Origin of the sequence: Micromonospora sp. NPDC049004 (assembly GCF_040649315.1) — a bacterium.
GTDB lineage: Bacteria > Actinomycetota > Actinomycetes > Mycobacteriales > Micromonosporaceae > Micromonospora.
The window spans coordinates 168674-184355 of sequence record NZ_JBEZFG010000009.1; the positions used below are offsets into that span (position 1 = coordinate 168674).

The following is a 15682-nucleotide window of genomic DNA, read 5'->3' on the forward strand; positions in this document are numbered from 1 at the left end:
GTTGGGGTCCGCAGGTAGTATCACTCTTCTACGGGTGTAGAAGGGCGGGCGACATGGGTGAGCCACACGCGGTGGTGGTCGGCGGCGGCATCGGCGGGCTGAGCGCGGCGCTCGCCCTGCACCGGCACGGATGGCGGGTGACGGTGCTGGAACGCGCCCCCGAACTGCGCGAGGTGGGCGCCGGGCTGACCCTGATGGCCAACTCGCTGCGCGCCCTGGACGCCCTCGGTCTGAGCCCGGCGCTGCGGTCCAGCCCGCACGCTGAGGCCCCCGGCGGGATCCGCGACCGGCGGGGCCGGTGGCTGTCCCGGCTGGACGCGGCGGAGATGATCCGGCAGCTCGGCACCAGCGCGCTCGGCATCCACCGGGCCACCCTGCACCGCATCCTGCGCGAGGCGCTGCCCGCGTCGTCGCTGCACACCGGCGCCGAGGTCGAGCACGTCGAGTCCGAACCCGACCGGGCCACCGTGCGCTACCGCCGCCCCGACGGCCCGCGAACCCTCGACGCCGACCTGGTCGTCGGCGCCGACGGCCTGCACAGCCGACTGCGCACCCACCTCTGGCCGGAGATCCCGGCCCCGGTGTACGCGGGCTCGACGGCCTGGCGGGCCGCCGTCGCGTTCCCCGACCCGATCCCGACGGCGATCACCTGGGGCCCCGGCGCCGAGTTCGGCATGGTGCCGCTCGGCGAGGGCCAGGTCTACTGGTACGCGGCACTCACCGCTCCGCCGGGTGGTCATGCCCCGGACGAGCTGGCGGCCGTACGGGAGGACTTCGGCGCCTGGCACGAGCCCATTCCCGCGCTCCTGGCGGCAACCCCGCCCGGGGTGGTGCTGCGCAACGACATCCACCACCTGGCCACACCGCTGCCCTCGTACGTGCGGGGACGGGTGGCGCTGCTCGGCGACGCGGCCCACGCGATGACGCCGAACCTCGGACAGGGCGCCGGGCAGGCGATCGAGGACGCGGTAGTGCTCGGGGTTGCCTGCTCCGGCGGCGCGCAGGGACTGCCGGCCGCCCTGGCGGCGTACGACCAGCAGCGTCGCCCCCGCAGCCAGGCCATCGCCCGTGCCTCGCTGCGCGCCGGCAGGTACGGCCAACAACTGCGCAACCCGCTCGCCCTCGCCGTACGCGGTGCCGCGCTGCGCCTGATCCCGGCCGGCACCGTCCTGCGCGGCATGACCCGGCAGGTCGACTGGCGACCACCGGCGGACTGAGCGGCCACTCAATCGGCCACGATCATCGGCTCGGCCCGGGGGTCACCCCCACCCGGACGCAAAACTCCAGTTTATTCTTTCGCGCCGCTTTCCACAGCGGGCGAATACGACAGCGCGCCGGTACAATCGGCGACTGCCTTGTGACCGATCGCTGACTGCTCATGGTGAAAGCGATCACACACACTGAGCGCATGAACAGGAGAGTCAACCGCGGTAGGGCACTCCGCGTCGCGGTGTGCCTCCTGCTTCTCGCCGCGTTGAGCGGCTGCATGCAACTCAACATCGGGCTCACCGTCAACGCCGACGACACGGTGGACGGGCAGTTGCTGCTGACCGCCCAGAAGTCCCTGCTCAGCTCCCGGAACAAGAACATCCCGGCGGCCTTCGCCGAGCTGCGGCAGAACATTCCGGCGCTGCCGCCGGGCGAGGAGACCAGCTACGAGGACAGCAAACTCTTCGGCACCCAGATCAATTACCGCAGGGCACCGCTGGCGAGCTTCGACAGCGAGAGTGTCAAACTGGTCCGAGACGGCGAACTCTACCGTTTCACGTTGCCGCTGGACCCGGCGAAATACGGCGGGAAAATTGCCCAGCAGAATCCCCAACAACAGCAGGCTTTCCTCAAGCTGATGTCGTTCGAGATCTCGGTGACGTTTCCCGGCCGCGTGATCGACACCAATGGCACAGTCAACGGCCGATCGGTCACCTGGAAGGTCGACTCCAACCAGGACAAGCCGATGGAACTGCGGGCCGTCGCCGAGGCGCCGCCCCGCCCCTCGGCCGCACCGGCAGCCGCCGACGCCGACTCCGGCGGCTTCCCGTGGCTGCTGGTCGGCGGCGGCGTACTCCTGCTGCTGGTGCTCGCCGCGGTGGGCGTACTCCTGCTGCGCCGCCGTCGCCCGACGGCGCCGGCCGCACCCGGCGCGACCCCACCGGGACCTCCCGCACCGGGACCGACCTCGCCGGGCCCGCCCGCCGGCGCTCCCGGGCCCGGCTGATCCATCCGGTGGCCGGCCCCGCCGGCCACGTCCGGCCCCGGCCGCCCGCGACGACGGCGACCGGCGCCGGTGCTCCCCAGCGGGAGCACCGGACCTCACCACCACCACATCCCGGTCGCACCATCGCAGAAAAGGGGGATCGCCGTGAACGATCTCTTCACCTGGGCCGCCCTGGGGACCATCGCCGGCGCGAGCGCCGCCACCCTGCTGGCCACCAACGTCATCGGCGGGCTCCTCGGCCCGAGCGGCGACAAGCTCCGCAAGTGGATCGCCATCGTCATCGCGCTGCTGCTGTCCTACCTGACCGCCGCCTTCGCCGACGAGGCCGGCGGCGAGAAGTGGGTCATCGCGTTCTTCAACGCGCTGGTGATCTTCTCCGCCGCGCTCGGCGTCAACCAGTTCCCGCCCGGCAACCGGCAGGCGACGCCCACCCAGCTCGCGAGCGGTCGCGAGCCCCGTGTCTTCCGCTCCTGGGTCTGAGGGGTGACGTCATGATCTTCGGAATTCTCAGCGCGGCGATCCAGGTCGCTGTCGGCGCCGTCCTCGGCCTGCTGGCCGGCGGCCCGGTCGGCCTGCTCATCGGCGCCGTCGTGGGCCTGGTGGTCGGCGTGGTGTTCGGCTGGGCGGTCACCTCCGCCGGGGTGTACGCGCCAGACGCCCGCGGCATCTTCCTCTTCGTCGTCGACCACACGTGGAGCCTGCTCAACACTGTCGTCGGGGCCATCTACCTGGCCGTGCACCTGATCTTCGGGCACTCGCTGGACCGGCCCACCTCGGCCGGCAGCGGCCGGGTCAGCGTGGTGGAGGGCGTCTCACCCCGCTACGCCACCACCATCGGCACCGTCTGCGCCGGCTCCAGCTCGGGCATCCAGCGCCACGAGGACGTGCACATCTTCCAGGCGCGACTGCTCGGCCCGCTCTACATCCCGCTGGTGCTGGCGAACTACGTGCTGTTCACCATCGCGCCGGTCTGGCTGCTCTACCACGACCACACCAACGCGCCGATCAACCGGTTCACCCGCTACTTCGAGATCGGCGTCTACCCGCACGTGTGGAACGAGGCCATCGCGTACCGGATCCAGGGGACGCCGCCGCGATGACCACCGACGGGCGCGGACCGATCGAGACGGCCACCGCCGAGCTGGCCGCATGGCTGACCGGCGTGGCGGGGGAACCCGTCCCGACCGGCCCGCCCCACGCGGGCGTCGATGCCGACGGGCTGACCCTGTGGCCCCTCGAACTGCGCCCGGCCCGACAGACGCGCTCGGGCGGCGCGGTCCGCGAGCCGTACCGGTTCACGGTCCGCTACCTGCTCTGCGTGGCCGGGCCCGCCGGGCTGGCCGTCCTGGACCGGGTGCTCACCGCCGCCACCAGCGACGGCAGCTACCCGGTGGTGCTGGAGGCTGGCGACGCCGCGCTGTGGAGCGCGTTCGACGCCCCGCCCCGACCGGCGCTGCTGATCGACGTGCCGACGCAGGTGGACCACCCGACGCCGGCCGCGCCGCCGGTCCTGCAACCGCTGCGGCTGCGCCAACTGTCGATGCGCACCCTCGCCGGTCGCGTCGTCGGCCCCGAGGACCAACCGCTCGCCGCCATGCGCGTCGAGCTGCCCGGCACCGCCTCCGCGACCCGCACCGGCCCCGACGGCCGGTTCCTGATCGCCGGGGTCCCGCACGACCCCGACCACCCCGGCCCGGTACGGCTGCGGCTGCGTGGGCGCGGTCTCGTGCTCACCGCCGACGTCGACGCGGACGAGGACGACATCGTCATCGTCTGCGCGCCACCGACCCACTGACGCCCACCCGTACAGGAGGACCGATGCCCAGCTACTTCTCCCCCGGCATCTACGTCGAGGAGGTCCCCAGCGGCGCCCGACCGATCGGACCGGCGAGCACCAGCATCGCCGCGTTCGTCGGCGTCGCCCCGAACCGCGGCGCCCACGTGGGCAAGGCCGTACCGGTCAACAACTGGACCGAGTTCCTGCGGCTGTTCGCCGACGGGAACCAGGTCGAGAGCACCCCGCTGGCCCGGGCCGTGTTCGGATTCCTCGACAACGGGGGTGCCCGCTGCTGGGTGGTGAACGTCGGCGAGGGCGGCGCCATCACCGGCGCCGGTCAGCGCCGCGGCGGCCTGCAACTGCTGGAGGCCATCGACGAGATCTCCATCATCGCCGCTCCGGGCTTTCACGACGTGGTGTCCCACGAGGCGCTGCTCAGCATGGCCGAGCGCACCCGCACCATGGTGGCGATCTGCGACCCGGCACCGGACATCGACGACATCTCCGCGCTGACCCGGGTCGCCACCCCGTCCTCCGGCAAGCCGGCCAAGCCCGCCGAGGGCGCGGCCGCCAGCGCCGGACCCGGTGGGTCCGGCGGCGGCGAGGGACCTGCGTACCGGCCCCGGCAGTCCGAGTTCGGCGCGTTCTACTACCCGTGGATCGAGGTACGCGACCCGATCAGCGGGGAGTTGGAACTCACCCCGCCGAGCGGGCACCTCGCCGGCATCTGGGCCCGCACCGACGCCCTGCGGGGCGTGCACAAGGCGCCGGCCAACGAACCCGTGCGCGGCGCGGTCAACCTGGGCTACCTGGTCACCCGCCCGGAGCACGACGTGCTCAACCCCAAGGGCGTCAACGTGATCCGCTACTTCGCCGGCGAGGGCATCCGCGTCTGGGGCGCCCGTACGCTCGCCGCCGAGGCCAGCGAGTGGCGCTACCTCAACGTACGGCGGCTCAGCATCGCCATCGAGCAGGCCATCGCCAACGGCACCCGCTGGATGGTCTTCGAGCCGAACGACTTCACCCTCTGGCGTTCGATCCGGCGCGACATCGGGGCGTTCCTGACCCGCGTGTGGCGTGACGGCGCGCTGCTCGGGCGCACCCCCGAGGAGGCGTTCTTCGTCAAGTGCGACGAGGAGACCAACCCGGTGGACGTCCGCGACGCCGGCATGGTGATCGCCCACATCGGCATCGCCGTCGTCAAGCCCGCCGAGTTCGTGGTGTTCAAGTTGAGCCAGTGGGCCGGCGGCACCGAGACCGAGACGATCGGAGGCTGACACATGCCCACCACAGCCACCCCGCAGCCGGGCGCCCCGGTCGACCCGTACCGGGCGTACAACTTCCGGCTCCTCATCAACGGCGTCACCAACGGCCACTTCACCGAGATGAGCGGGCTGGAGGTGAACATCCCCGGGCAGCCGTACCGCGAGCACGGCCCCGGACCGACGCGGATGGTCCCCGGCCAGGCCGAGTACGAGCCGGTGACCCTGCACTTCGGCCTCACCGCGTCCCGCGAGCTGTGGGACTGGGTGAACGCCACCGCCCAGGGCACCCTCAACCGCCGCAACGTGTCGGTGGTGCTGCTGGACTCCGCGGGCACCGCCGAGGTGCTGCGCTGGAACCTGATCGACGCGTGGCCCACCCGGTGGCGCGGGGCGCACCTCAACACGGTCGGCCACGAGATCGCCATCGCGTCGCTGACGCTGCGCTACGAGGGCCTGGAGTTGGAGACCGGCGGTGCCGCCGCGCCGACGCCCGCGTAGCTGGCTGGCCGGTCGGCTCCGCTCGGCGGCCGGCGCGGTGCACCGCCTCGCCGGCCTGGTGGAGAACACCGGCGCACCTGCGGCGCCTCCGGCGGAGGTGCCGCGCCGTCTCGGGGAGCCGCCCGCGCACTGGCTGAACCTGGTCGCGGCACACGCCCCCGGCCTGCTGCGCGAACTGGACCTCGACGCGACCCCCACCGGCGTCGAGCGGACGCCGGGCGGCGACGACAGGCGAGACGGTGGCCTGCCTCCGTCCACTCCGGCTCACGGGATCGACGAAGGATCCGGCACTGCCGGGAAGACGTACCGGCGCGTCGCCGGGCGGACCGGTCGCCGCGTTCGCGGCCCGGCCGCCCAGCCCGACGACGCTGCCGGCAGCCGGGCAGCCGATACGGCGGACGACCGCGGGGCGACGGACGACCCGAGGACGGTGGGCGGTCCCGGCGCACCCGAGGGCCACGGCCTCAGCAGGGCCGCCGGCCTCGGCCGGACAGATGGCCCCGGCGGGACGGGTGCCCGCGGCCGGGCGGGTGCGGTGGGGCCGGACGGATCGCGGCAACCGGGCCGGGCCGGTAGGTCGGGTCGAGTGCCCGACGTCTCCGGGCCGGGCGCTCGACCCGGCGGCTCGGGGATCGGCCGCGCCGGCACGAGTGGCGGTTCCGACGCCACCCACCTGCCGGGCGGGCACGACGCGCCGACGGCGTCCCCACCGGCGAACCGGCGCCTGTCCGGCCGGATCCTGGAGGCGTGGCCCGCGCGTCAGCCATCCTGGCCGGGCGCGGCCACAACGGCCACGCCCGCCGCACCGGTAGGACCGCTAGGACGGGACACCACGACCACCGACGCACCCGACCCGACCCGGGCAGGCGTGCCCGCCGCCCCGCCCACCCGGCGCGGCTCCCCGCCCGGGATCGCGACGGACCTCGGCCCCTCCAGGGGCACCTTCCCACCACGGATCACCACCGCGCCCACCGCCGTTGACGGGGTGACGGCGGGCGGCGCGGGCAGCGGGTTGTGGCCCGCCCTCCCGGACGAACGCGCACCGCTGGGCGGCGTACGGGCCACGCAGCGCGGCGAGCCCGACCACCGGCACGACGACCGCGGCCACCGCGATCAGCGCGAGCCGAGTGCCGCGCAACTGCCGGTCGGCCCGGCGTCCACGGCCGTCGACCCGTGGCCGGAGCTACCGGACGACACTCCGCTGTGGACGGTCCCCCCGGCGGCGCTCGACGCCCGCCACGTGGACCGCCTGGATCGGGAACAGGCGGGCGGCTGATGGAACGTGTCGCCTTCCTCATCGACTCCTCCGGGGAGCGGGTGGACTGCCTGCTCAACCCGGAGACCGTGCAGGTGACCCGGCTCGCCGGGGTACGCCATCGGGGCGCGGGCGGCGGGCAGCTCACCGGGGCCGGACTGGCCGACGACCCGCTGGTCTTCACCGGCGGCGGCCGTACGGAGCTGGTGCTCGACCTGCTGTTCGACGTCGACTTCGTCCAGGCCCAGGTCCGCCCCACCGACGTCCGCGTGCTCACCCGGCCGCTGTGGATGCTCGCCGAGAACTCCACCGCCGAGCACGGGTGGCTGCGCCCGCCGCTGGTCCGGCTGGTCTGGGGCAAGACCTGGAACGTGCCCGGCGTGATCATCGCGGTGGCCGAACGGTTCGACGCGTTCACCGGTACGGGCTCGCCCCGGCGCTCGTGGCTGCGGCTGAAGCTGGTCCGGGCCGCCGAAACCGCCGACCAGGCACAGGCGGGATTCGCCGAGGAGCTGGCCGCGGTGAGCACCCCGACCGCCTCCCCGGGCAGCGCCGTAGTCGCCGCCGGTGACGGCGCCGCCGAGCCGGGCAACTCCGGGGTGCGCTTCGACCTGCTGGCCAACGACGCGCTCGGGTCGCCGCTGCGGTGGCGGTTGCTGGCCGAGCACAACCGGATCACCGACCCCCTCCAGGTGCCCGCCGGCACGACGCTCGCGGTCCCCAGCAGCGCGCCGGGCAGTGGCGGATCGGAGTCGACGCTGGCCTCGATGGCGCGAGCGGTGGCCGGCGCGGTGGGCGCCGGCGCGTCGTACGTGGGCGCCTCGATCGCCACCGCGAGCTGGGCCACGCCGACCGGCACGGCGACCGCCAGCACCAACCCGGACGGCACGCCGCCCGGCACCGGCCCGGGGAGTACGCCATGACCAGCGTCGCGCCCCGCGCGCTGACAGTTCTGCTGGACGGCGTGGAACTGGACCCCACGGCCCGCCAGCGGATCCGCTCGCTGCGGGTGGCCGCCCGGCTCGACCAGCCGACCCAGGCCGAGCTGGTGCTCGCCACCGCCGCAGGGGTCGGCGCTCTCGACCCGGCGGCGCGGCCCGGCACGACCCTCGACGTACGGCTCGCCGACCACCCCGACGCGCTGTTCACCGGCGAGGTCACCGCCGTGGAGGTCGAGTACGCCGCCGACGGCGCGGCAGTGCTGCGCCTGCGGGCGTACGACGCGCTGCACCGCCTGCGCAAGCGCCAGGACCTGCGGGTCTTCACCTCGGTGACGGCGGCCGAGTTGGCCCGTGAGCTGTGCGGCGCGGTGGGCCTGACCGTGACGGCGGACAGCGACGGACCGCGACTGGAACGGCTGCTCCAGCACCGGCACAGCGACCTGGAGCTGCTCCGGGAGGTCACCGGCCGGGCCGGGCTGCACCTGGCCGCCGACGGCGACGACGTCCGGCTGATCACCCTCGCCGGCTACGGGGAGCCCGTCGCGTTGGCCCTGGGCGCGGGTGTGCACACCCTGCGGCTGTCCACCAACGCGGACCAGGCCAGCGGTGCCAGCGCCGCGCTGGGTTGGCATCCGCAGCGGGCCGAGCCGATCAGCCAGCAGGCCGACGAGGCGCGCTGCGGTCGACCGGCCGGCGACCGGCCGGACCCGGCCGACGTCGGGGCGGACGGGGTACGCACCGCCGTCGACCAGCCCGGACGCAGCGACGACGAGTTGGCGGCCCTGGCCCAGGCACGACTGGACCTGCGCGCCGCCGCGCTGGCCACCGCCGAAGGGCTGGCCGAGGGTGATCCGGCGCTGCGGCCCGGCCGGCGGATCGATTTAACCGGTGTGCCCGACCCCCTCGCGGGGGCGTACGTGCTGACCGAGGTGGTGCACACCGTGGACGGCGACGGGCACCTGACCCGGTTCTCCACAGTGCCACCGGCTCCCGCCCCCACGGCGGCGGGCCCGGCGGTGGTCACCCTGGGCACCGTCACCGACGTGACCGACCCCGACGGGTTGGGTCGGGTGCGGCTCACCCTGCCGGCGTACGGGGATCTGGACGCCGGCTGGCTCGGTGTGCTCTGTCCCGGTGCCGGCCGCGGCAAGGGCCTGGTGGCGCTCCCCGATCCAGACGACACAGTGCTCGTGGTGCTGCCCGGCGGCGAGCCCGCCTCGGGCATCGTGCTCGGCTCGCTGTTCGGCGCCGTCGAGCCGTACGACGCGGGTGTCGACGACGGGAGGTCCCGCCGCTGGTCGCTGCGCACCGCCGGCGGGCAGTCGATAGTCGTCGACGACGTCCAGCGCAGCCTGCGCCTCGCCACCGAGGGCGGCAGTTGGCTGGAGCTCACCCCCGACCTGGCCACCCTGCACGCGGCGAGCGACCTGGTGATCTCCGCGCCGGGCCGGGCCATGGTGATCCGCGCCCGCAGCGTGGACTTCCTGCACGCCGACGCGCCCGAGGACGCGAGCACCGCGGCGCAGCAGGCCCGTTCGCTCGCCCGCGCCCATCACGAAGGAGGCGGCTGATGCGCTGGATCCACCGCGACTCGGTGATCACCTGCGACCACGACGGCCGGGTCGAGAACCAGCCCTCGCAGCTCTGGGTGACCGTCACGGCCGTGCCGGTGCTGGTGGACGACGACCCGCAGGGCCGCACCATCAAGGCCTGTCCGAACTACGGCCCGACCGTCAAGCCGTGCACGAACACGTTGACCGTCCGGGTCGGCTACAGCGACTGGCTGCGCGTCGACGGCCACCGGGTGGTGCTGTCACACCTCGAGGGGTTCACCGACGGCACACCACCGGGGATGGTCCACCACACCGTCCGCGATCCCCGGCAGCGGTTCCTGGGGGCGGACCGATGAGGGCGTTCCGTTTCGTCGGCGCGGGCTTCGACGCCGGTCGGGGCGGCGGGCTGGCGCTCACCGCTGCCGGCGGCCTGGCCATGACCGAGGGCGACGAGAGCGTACGCCAGGCGCTGTTTCTGTTGTTGTCCACGACGCCTGGCGAACGGCTGATGCGACCCGGGTACGGCTCCCGGCTGCACCGGCTGGTCTTCGCGCCCAACGACGACACGACGGCCGGGCTGGCCATCCACTACGTCCGGCAGGCCATCGCCCGCTGGGAGCCCCGGGTCGAGGTGATCGATGTGGACGCCGGACCGGACCCGGACGACGCGTGGCGGCTGGTGATCCGGCTGGACTACCGGGTGCGGGCCAGCCTGACGCCCGGGCAGCTGGTGTTCTCCGTGGATCTGCTCCCCGCCGACGACGAACCGGGAGAACAGTCATGACCCTGCCCGTGCCGCACCTGGACGACCGTGGGTTCCTCGACCTCGTCACCGAGGCCCGCGAGCAGATCCGACAATCCTGCCCCGCCTGGACCGACCTGTCGGCGCACGACCCGGGCATGGCACTGGTGGAGGCGTTCGCACACCTCACCGAGGTGATGATCTACCGGCTGAACCAGTTGCCGGAGAAGGCGTACGTCTCGTTTCTGAACCTGCTCGGGGTGGCGCGGCACGCGCCCACCGCGGCCTGGGCGGACGTCGTGTTCACCCGCGCCGGCACCGACCGGGGCGCGGTGCGGATCCCGGCCGGCCTGCGGGTCGCGGCGGCGCGCGGCGCCGATCCCCGACCGGTCCTGTTCGTCACCACCGAACCGGCAGTGCTGGCCGCCGGGGAGACGTCGGTGACGGTCCGGATGCACCACTGCGAGCCCGTCGAGGCGGAGCTGCTGGGTGTCGGCACCGGCCAGCCGGGCCAGGTGCTCCGGGCGGCGCACGCTCCCCTGGCCCACACCGGCGAGCCGCTGGACCTGCTGCTCGGGGTGGAGGTGCCGGCCGGCTCGGTGGAGCTGGGGGTGGCAGCCCGCGAGCACGACGGCCGCACGTTCGAGATCTGGCAGCCGGTGGACAGCTTCGCCGGGCTCGGCCCGCAGGCCAAGTCGTACCTCGTCGACCGCTGCTCGGGGACCCTCACCTTCGCTCCGGCCCTCGACCTGCGGCCGCCCGCTGGCGCGGACGACGCCGCCGGGGCGGGCGGTGTGGTGACGGTGGCGGCGGTGCCCCCGGCCGGGCGACAGGTCCGGCTCTGGTACCGCTCCGGCGGCGGTCCCACCGGCAACGTGGCGGCCGGCACCCTCACCAGCCTGCGCGATCCACTGCCCGGGGTACGGGTCGACAACCCCGCGCCCGCGGCCGGCGGCCGGGACATGGAGGCGCTGGAATCGGTGCTGCTGCGCGGCCCGTACGAGTTCTTCGCCCAGCAGCGCGCCGTCACCGCCCGCGACTTCGAGGTGCTGGCCACCAGCTCCGGCGCGGTGGCGCGGGCCCGCGCATTCACCCGCTCGGCCGTCTACAGCTTCGCCCGACCCGGTGAGGTCGAGGTGGTGCTGGTGCCGTACGTGCCGCCGACGGCTCGCCCGGGCGGCCGACTGCCGGTGGCGGTGCTGCGCGAGCACGAGGTGCCCGAGGCCCGCCACCGCGTCGAGACGGACCTGGAACAGCGCCGGATGGTCGGCACCCGCTCGCGGGCCACCTGGGCCCGGTTCAAGGCGGTGTCGGTGCGGGCCCGGGTGGTGGTGCGCCGGGAGGAGGACGTGGACGCGGTCCGGCGACGCATCCACGACCGGCTGCACCAGACGCTCAGCCCGCTGCCCACCGCGCTCAACCCGACCGGCTGGCCGTTCGGTGAGCCGCTGCGCGCGTCCAACGTGTACCGGTTGCTGGAGCACGCCGAGCCGGGCGTGCGCTACGTCGAGTCGGTGCGGTTCGTCGTCGACGAGGCCCCCGACGCCGACGTGCGCGCGCTCGCCGTCGATGCGTACCAGCCGCGCACCTGGTACGCCGGACGCGGCCCGGTGCTGTTCCGCTCCAGCAACTCCGGCGCCGGCTGGGAGCCGGCCGGCCGGTTCGACGACGAGACGGTGCTGCGGGTGGCGCCCGCTCCCGCGCCGGTGCGACCGGGCATCGTCGCGCGGCCCGGATCGGTGGCCGTGGTGACGCTGCGCGCCTCGGGCGGCTCCCGGGTGCACCTGAGCACCGACCTGGGTGAGACGTGGTCGCTGCTGACCGACCTGGACTCGCGCATCTCCGACGTGGCGTGGCTGGACCGCGACGGCGCCGGCGCGCTGCTGGTGGCGACCGACACCGGCCTGTACGAGGTGTCGCTGCTGCCCGGCGCGGTGCCGCTGCAGATCCTCGTCGATCCGTCCGACGCCGACCGGGGCTTCTACGCCGTACGCGCGTTCGTCTCCGAGCGGGGCGCCCCCGGTGTGGCGGTCGCCGCGCAGGCCGGCTTCGGGGTGTACCTGTCCACCGCCGGTGGCCGCCCGGGCAGCTTCGCGCACGTCGGCCTCTCCAACGTGGACAACCGGGTCCTCGCGGTGCAGTACGACGGCCCGGCCACCCTGCTGTGGAGCGGCGCCGGCGAGCCGGACCCGAAGAAGCCCGGCCAGGGCTGCCACCGCACCCGGCTGTTCGAGTCCGACGTGCAGTGGCAGACCGTGCAGAGCGGCTGGATCGGCGGGACCTGCCGGGACCTGGCGTTCGCCGGATCGCAGGTCCTCGCCGCCACGCAGAGCGGTGGGGTGCTGCGGCTGGACACCCTCGCGGCCCAGCCGCAGTGGCAGTCGGTGTCGGTCAACTGCGGGCTGCCGCTGCGCGACCGGACCCGGTTCGTGCCGGTGGACGCCGTCGCCGTGAGCGGCCCGGCGACCCTCGGCGCGAACGGTCCCACGGCGGACGACCGACTGGTCCTGGCCTGCGGTGAACGCGGCGTGTACCGCAGTGCCGACGCCGTCAACTGGACCGCCAGCGCCAACCAGGCCACCGCCGACGTGGTGACCGTCCCGGACACGTGGCTGCTCTGCTCCGGCGAGCACGACATCGAGGTGGTGCGCCAGGATGCGACGCTCGGCGATTGAGCGGCTGCTGCCCGCCGCCTACCAGCGGGCGTGCGTGCCGGGCAGCGTGCTCTGGGCGCTGCTGGACGTCATGGAGGGGCTGCACGCCCCGGACGAGGCGATCCTCGCCGAGGTGGACGCCCTGTTCGACCCGTACCGGGCGCCCGACCACCTGGTCGTGCGGTTGACCCGTTGGGTGGCGATGGACCACGTGGTGGCCTCGCCCCGACCGGACGCCCCACTGCCGCTGCCGGTGGGCCGGCTGCGCGACCTGGTGGCCAACGGCGCGTTGCTGGCCCGGTGGCGCGGCACCCCGTACGGGATGCGCCGAGCCCTGGAGCTGGCCACCGGGTTGCCGGGATTCGTCATCGACGAACCCGACGAGCGGCCCTTTCACATCGTGGTGCGGGTGCCGGCGGCCGCCGCCGGTCAACTCGCCGTGATCACCCGAATCGTCGAGGCGGAGAAGCCCGCGTCGACCACCGCCGAGATCGTCGTCGCCGCTTCGTCGCCACCGACCCCGCCGAGCGCGGCACCGTCCGCAGAGGAGCCGTCATGACCACCGAATGGGCCGTCGTCGCCGCCGCGTCGCAGTTCACCCTGGATGCCGCCAACCACGGCGAGTTGACCTTCACCGTCTCCAACCCGGGCCTGGCGCCGGACACCGTCGTCTTCGACGTGGCACCCGGCGAGGGCAGCCAGCGGGCCTGGTTCACGGTCACCGAGCCGCAGCGGGTGGTCCCCGGGCAGGGCTCGGTGTCCTTCCTGGTCCGACTCGCCGTACCGGCGGGCACCGCGCCGCGCCGCTACGACATGACCGGGTTCGCGTACTCGGCGAACACCGCGCCGGAGGAGAGCTCGCGCTCCAGCGGCCGGGTGACGTACGAGGTCCGGGCGGTCGCCGCGCCGAAGCGGACGCCGTGGCCGTGGATCGCCGCCGCTGCGGCGCTGGTCCTCGTGGTCGCCGGCGTGGTCGGCTACCTGCTGACCCGACCCGACGGCACACCCGCGCCGGGCACGCCACGGGTCGTGACGGTGGAGGCCGAGAGTCTGGTCGACGGCGCTCGGATCGACTCCCCGGCGAAGACGGCCGCGGCGGTCGGGGCGCAGCCGAACTGCTGCGACGTGACCTGGTCGGGCGACAAGCAGCTGTTCTTCACCGGCCTGGCGCCCGGTGACCGGGTGAACGTCACCGTCGAGCTGCCGGCCGACGCCCTCTGGCGGTTCTCCACCACGCGCACCACCTCGTTCGACTACGCCAACACGATCTGGCAGGTCGACGGCGCGCAGCTCGGCGGCACCTTCTTCGGCTTCACGCCGAAGGTCGTCCTGCAGGACTTCACCGACGTGGGCACCGTCCGGCTCGGGCCGGGTCGGCACACGCTCACGCTGGTGGCGGTGGGCAAGACGCAGGGCTTCGACAGGTACTTCGCGGGCGTGGACCAGATCCGGTTCACCGAGGTGACCGGGGCGGTCGCGCAGCGATGAGCGGTCGGCAGAAGGTGCTGCTGGTGACCGTGGCGGCGCTGCTGGTGGCGTTCTTCGTCCTCGCCGTCGGCGCCTTGGGCGGCGAGCAGGGCCGCGCGGACGACCCGCCGGGGGTCGTCGAGCGGCTGGGCCGCCTCGCCGGCGCGAGCACGGGCGTCGACCCGGCGACAGTGCAGGCCGACTGCGACCGCACCGGCGACGTGCTCAGCTTCGTCGGCGGCTGCGCGGTGCGCGTCGCCGACCCGGGCGAGCTGCGGACGCTGGTGCTGCGCAGCGGTCGCCCGTTCGTGGTGCGCGCTCCGGCGCCCGGCGACGCCGACCTCACCGTGCGCTCCGAGGTCGAGCCGGACGACGGCGGCGACGCGGTCGCCCGGATCGCCGTCGACCGTGCGGTCACCGTGCTGCTGAGCTGCCCGGGAGGTGTCGGATGCACGGTCACCGTCGCCGCCGACTGACCCGCCCACCGGCCGGGCCCGATCCCGCGCCGGCCGCCCCGCACGACCGCGAGGAGGCTCGACATGGGTGACCTGCGCAAGCCCTTCCTGCTGCTCGCGCTTGTCGCGGTCACGCTTGTGGTCCTCGTCGAGGTCGGCTCGTCACTGCTCACCGGGGGTGGGGACGCCACCGGCGCGCTGCTGGCCGGCGCGGCGGACCTCGGCGTGGAGGTGGACGCCGGCGGGATCAGCGAGCCCTCCGGGCGGGGTACGAGCTACCTGGCGCTGATCGACGTGGTGGCGCTGTGGACCACCGGCCTGTTCTGCCTGAGCCTGGTCGTGCCCGAACGGGTGCAGGGCCGCATCCAGGGTGTGGCGACGCTGATCTTCTCGATCCTGCTCATCCTGGGCTCGCTCGTGCTGCTGATCATCGCCTTCGTGGAGCTGACCATCATGGTGTCGCTGTTCCTGGCCGTGCCGTTCGGCACCCTGGCGTACCTGGCGCTGTGGGGCTTCTTCCCGGTCGGCGACGCGAGCCTGCTGCTGGGCCTGGCGCTGCTGCTGAAGCTGGTCTGGGCGGTGCTGCTGCTGCTCGCCCAGCCACGCTTCGCCCAGAACAAGGGCCTCGTGCTGCTGGCGCTCACCACACTGCTCTGCACCGTCGTGCTGGAGTTCCTGCACCGGCTCGTCCCGGTCATCGTGGTGAGCATCCTCGACGACGTGGGGGCGCTGATCTTCGCCATCGTGGCCATCGTCTGGGGTCTGGTCCTGCTGATCGGCTCCATCCCCGCCATCGTCAAGTCCGTGCGGGTGACCGCCGCCCTGCCCACCCGCTGACGTTCGCGGTATCGCCAGCGCGC

General features: G+C 74.0%; 17 protein-coding genes. All 17 read left to right on the top strand.

Annotated elements, in window-relative coordinates:
- Positions 1-53: 53 nt before the first annotated feature.
- The 17 genes from AB0B97_RS25590 to AB0B97_RS25670 all read left to right on the top strand — a co-directional run bounded on the left by AB0B97_RS25590 (position 54) and on the right by AB0B97_RS25670 (position 15659).
- Entirely contained in the window at positions 54-1217 is a 1164-nt protein-coding gene (locus AB0B97_RS25590) for an FAD-dependent oxidoreductase (RefSeq protein WP_357497063.1), read from the top strand.
- 191 nt (positions 1218-1408) lie between these two features.
- A complete protein-coding gene (locus AB0B97_RS25595; RefSeq protein ID WP_357497065.1) occupies positions 1409-2215 on the top strand; it encodes a DUF3153 domain-containing protein in 807 nt (268 codons plus the stop codon).
- Between the two features lie 144 nt (positions 2216-2359).
- Positions 2360-2695 carry a hypothetical protein gene (locus AB0B97_RS25600; RefSeq protein WP_357497067.1) on the top strand — a complete coding sequence of 112 codons (336 nt, stop codon included), beginning with the start codon at positions 2360-2362 and terminating at the stop codon, positions 2693-2695.
- Positions 2696-2706: 11 nt separating this feature from the next.
- Entirely contained in the window at positions 2707-3315 is a 609-nt protein-coding gene (locus AB0B97_RS25605) for a glycine zipper family protein (RefSeq protein ID WP_234589458.1), read from the top strand.
- A complete protein-coding gene (locus tag AB0B97_RS25610; RefSeq protein ID WP_357497069.1) occupies positions 3312-4010 on the top strand; it encodes a carboxypeptidase-like regulatory domain-containing protein in 699 nt (232 codons plus the stop codon). The genes AB0B97_RS25605 and AB0B97_RS25610 overlap by 4 nt, the downstream gene beginning before the upstream one ends.
- A 23-nt stretch (positions 4011-4033) precedes the next feature.
- Positions 4034-5269, top strand: a complete 1236-nt coding sequence (locus AB0B97_RS25615; protein ID WP_357497071.1) for a phage tail sheath subtilisin-like domain-containing protein — start codon at positions 4034-4036, stop codon at positions 5267-5269.
- A gap of 3 nt (positions 5270-5272) precedes the next feature.
- Positions 5273-5755: a phage tail protein gene (locus tag AB0B97_RS25620; RefSeq protein ID WP_234589447.1), complete on the top strand. Its 483-nt coding sequence runs from the start codon at positions 5273-5275 to the stop codon at positions 5753-5755.
- A complete protein-coding gene (locus AB0B97_RS25625; RefSeq protein WP_357497073.1) occupies positions 5730-7031 on the top strand; it encodes a hypothetical protein in 1302 nt (433 codons plus the stop codon). The genes AB0B97_RS25620 and AB0B97_RS25625 overlap by 26 nt, the downstream gene beginning before the upstream one ends.
- Positions 7031-7933, top strand: coding sequence for a hypothetical protein (locus AB0B97_RS25630; protein ID WP_357497075.1), 903 nt, complete (start codon positions 7031-7033; stop codon positions 7931-7933). Before AB0B97_RS25625 ends, AB0B97_RS25630 begins: the two co-directional genes overlap by 1 nt.
- The gene (locus AB0B97_RS25635; RefSeq protein ID WP_357497077.1) at positions 7930-9522 is read left to right on the top strand and encodes a contractile injection system protein, VgrG/Pvc8 family; all 1593 of its coding nucleotides are present in this window, start codon (positions 7930-7932) and stop codon (positions 9520-9522) included. The genes AB0B97_RS25630 and AB0B97_RS25635 overlap by 4 nt, the downstream gene beginning before the upstream one ends.
- Positions 9522-9860, top strand: a complete 339-nt coding sequence (locus AB0B97_RS25640; protein ID WP_357497079.1) for a hypothetical protein — start codon at positions 9522-9524, stop codon at positions 9858-9860. The genes AB0B97_RS25635 and AB0B97_RS25640 overlap by 1 nt, the downstream gene beginning before the upstream one ends.
- On the top strand, positions 9857-10288 hold the full coding sequence (locus tag AB0B97_RS25645) for a GPW/gp25 family protein (RefSeq protein WP_357497081.1): 432 nt from the start codon (positions 9857-9859) through the stop codon (positions 10286-10288). The genes AB0B97_RS25640 and AB0B97_RS25645 overlap by 4 nt, the downstream gene beginning before the upstream one ends.
- Positions 10285-12921, top strand: coding sequence for a putative baseplate assembly protein (locus AB0B97_RS25650; protein WP_357497083.1), 2637 nt, complete (start codon positions 10285-10287; stop codon positions 12919-12921). The genes AB0B97_RS25645 and AB0B97_RS25650 overlap by 4 nt, the downstream gene beginning before the upstream one ends.
- Complete coding sequence (locus AB0B97_RS25655) at positions 12902-13459, top strand: phage tail protein (RefSeq protein WP_357497085.1); 558 nt, start codon at positions 12902-12904, stop codon at positions 13457-13459. The genes AB0B97_RS25650 and AB0B97_RS25655 overlap by 20 nt, the downstream gene beginning before the upstream one ends.
- Complete coding sequence (locus AB0B97_RS25660) at positions 13456-14388, top strand: hypothetical protein (RefSeq protein WP_357497087.1); 933 nt, start codon at positions 13456-13458, stop codon at positions 14386-14388. Before AB0B97_RS25655 ends, AB0B97_RS25660 begins: the two co-directional genes overlap by 4 nt.
- Positions 14385-14843 (top strand): hypothetical protein, encoded by a 459-nt coding sequence (locus tag AB0B97_RS25665; RefSeq protein WP_357497089.1) that lies wholly within the window; start codon positions 14385-14387, stop codon positions 14841-14843. Before AB0B97_RS25660 ends, AB0B97_RS25665 begins: the two co-directional genes overlap by 4 nt.
- A gap of 63 nt (positions 14844-14906) precedes the next feature.
- Positions 14907-15659: a hypothetical protein gene (locus AB0B97_RS25670; RefSeq protein WP_357497090.1), complete on the top strand. Its 753-nt coding sequence runs from the start codon at positions 14907-14909 to the stop codon at positions 15657-15659.
- Positions 15660-15682 lie beyond the last annotated feature (23 nt).

Excerpts from the sequence above, each read along its gene's own strand:
- AB0B97_RS25665 (WP_357497089.1), top strand. The coding sequence starts at position 14,385 with ATGAGCGGTCGGCAGAAGGTGCTGCTGGTGACCGTGGCGGCGCTGCTG.
- AB0B97_RS25645 (WP_357497081.1), top strand. The coding sequence starts at position 9,857 with ATGAGGGCGTTCCGTTTCGTCGGCGCGGGCTTCGACGCCGGTCGGGGC.
- AB0B97_RS25640 (WP_357497079.1), top strand. The coding sequence starts at position 9,522 with ATGCGCTGGATCCACCGCGACTCGGTGATCACCTGCGACCACGACGGC.
- AB0B97_RS25670 (WP_357497090.1), top strand. The coding sequence starts at position 14,907 with ATGGGTGACCTGCGCAAGCCCTTCCTGCTGCTCGCGCTTGTCGCGGTC.
- AB0B97_RS25650 (WP_357497083.1), top strand. The coding sequence starts at position 10,285 with ATGACCCTGCCCGTGCCGCACCTGGACGACCGTGGGTTCCTCGACCTC.
- AB0B97_RS25620 (WP_234589447.1), top strand. The coding sequence starts at position 5,273 with ATGCCCACCACAGCCACCCCGCAGCCGGGCGCCCCGGTCGACCCGTAC.
- AB0B97_RS25590 (WP_357497063.1), top strand. The coding sequence starts at position 54 with ATGGGTGAGCCACACGCGGTGGTGGTCGGCGGCGGCATCGGCGGGCTG.
- AB0B97_RS25660 (WP_357497087.1), top strand. The coding sequence starts at position 13,456 with ATGACCACCGAATGGGCCGTCGTCGCCGCCGCGTCGCAGTTCACCCTG.
- AB0B97_RS25610 (WP_357497069.1), top strand. The coding sequence starts at position 3,312 with ATGACCACCGACGGGCGCGGACCGATCGAGACGGCCACCGCCGAGCTG.
- AB0B97_RS25655 (WP_357497085.1), top strand. The coding sequence starts at position 12,902 with ATGCGACGCTCGGCGATTGAGCGGCTGCTGCCCGCCGCCTACCAGCGG.
- AB0B97_RS25635 (WP_357497077.1), top strand. The coding sequence starts at position 7,930 with ATGACCAGCGTCGCGCCCCGCGCGCTGACAGTTCTGCTGGACGGCGTG.
- AB0B97_RS25630 (WP_357497075.1), top strand. The coding sequence starts at position 7,031 with ATGGAACGTGTCGCCTTCCTCATCGACTCCTCCGGGGAGCGGGTGGAC.
- AB0B97_RS25605 (WP_234589458.1), top strand. The coding sequence starts at position 2,707 with ATGATCTTCGGAATTCTCAGCGCGGCGATCCAGGTCGCTGTCGGCGCC.
- AB0B97_RS25615 (WP_357497071.1), top strand. The coding sequence starts at position 4,034 with ATGCCCAGCTACTTCTCCCCCGGCATCTACGTCGAGGAGGTCCCCAGC.
- AB0B97_RS25595 (WP_357497065.1), top strand. The coding sequence starts at position 1,409 with ATGAACAGGAGAGTCAACCGCGGTAGGGCACTCCGCGTCGCGGTGTGC.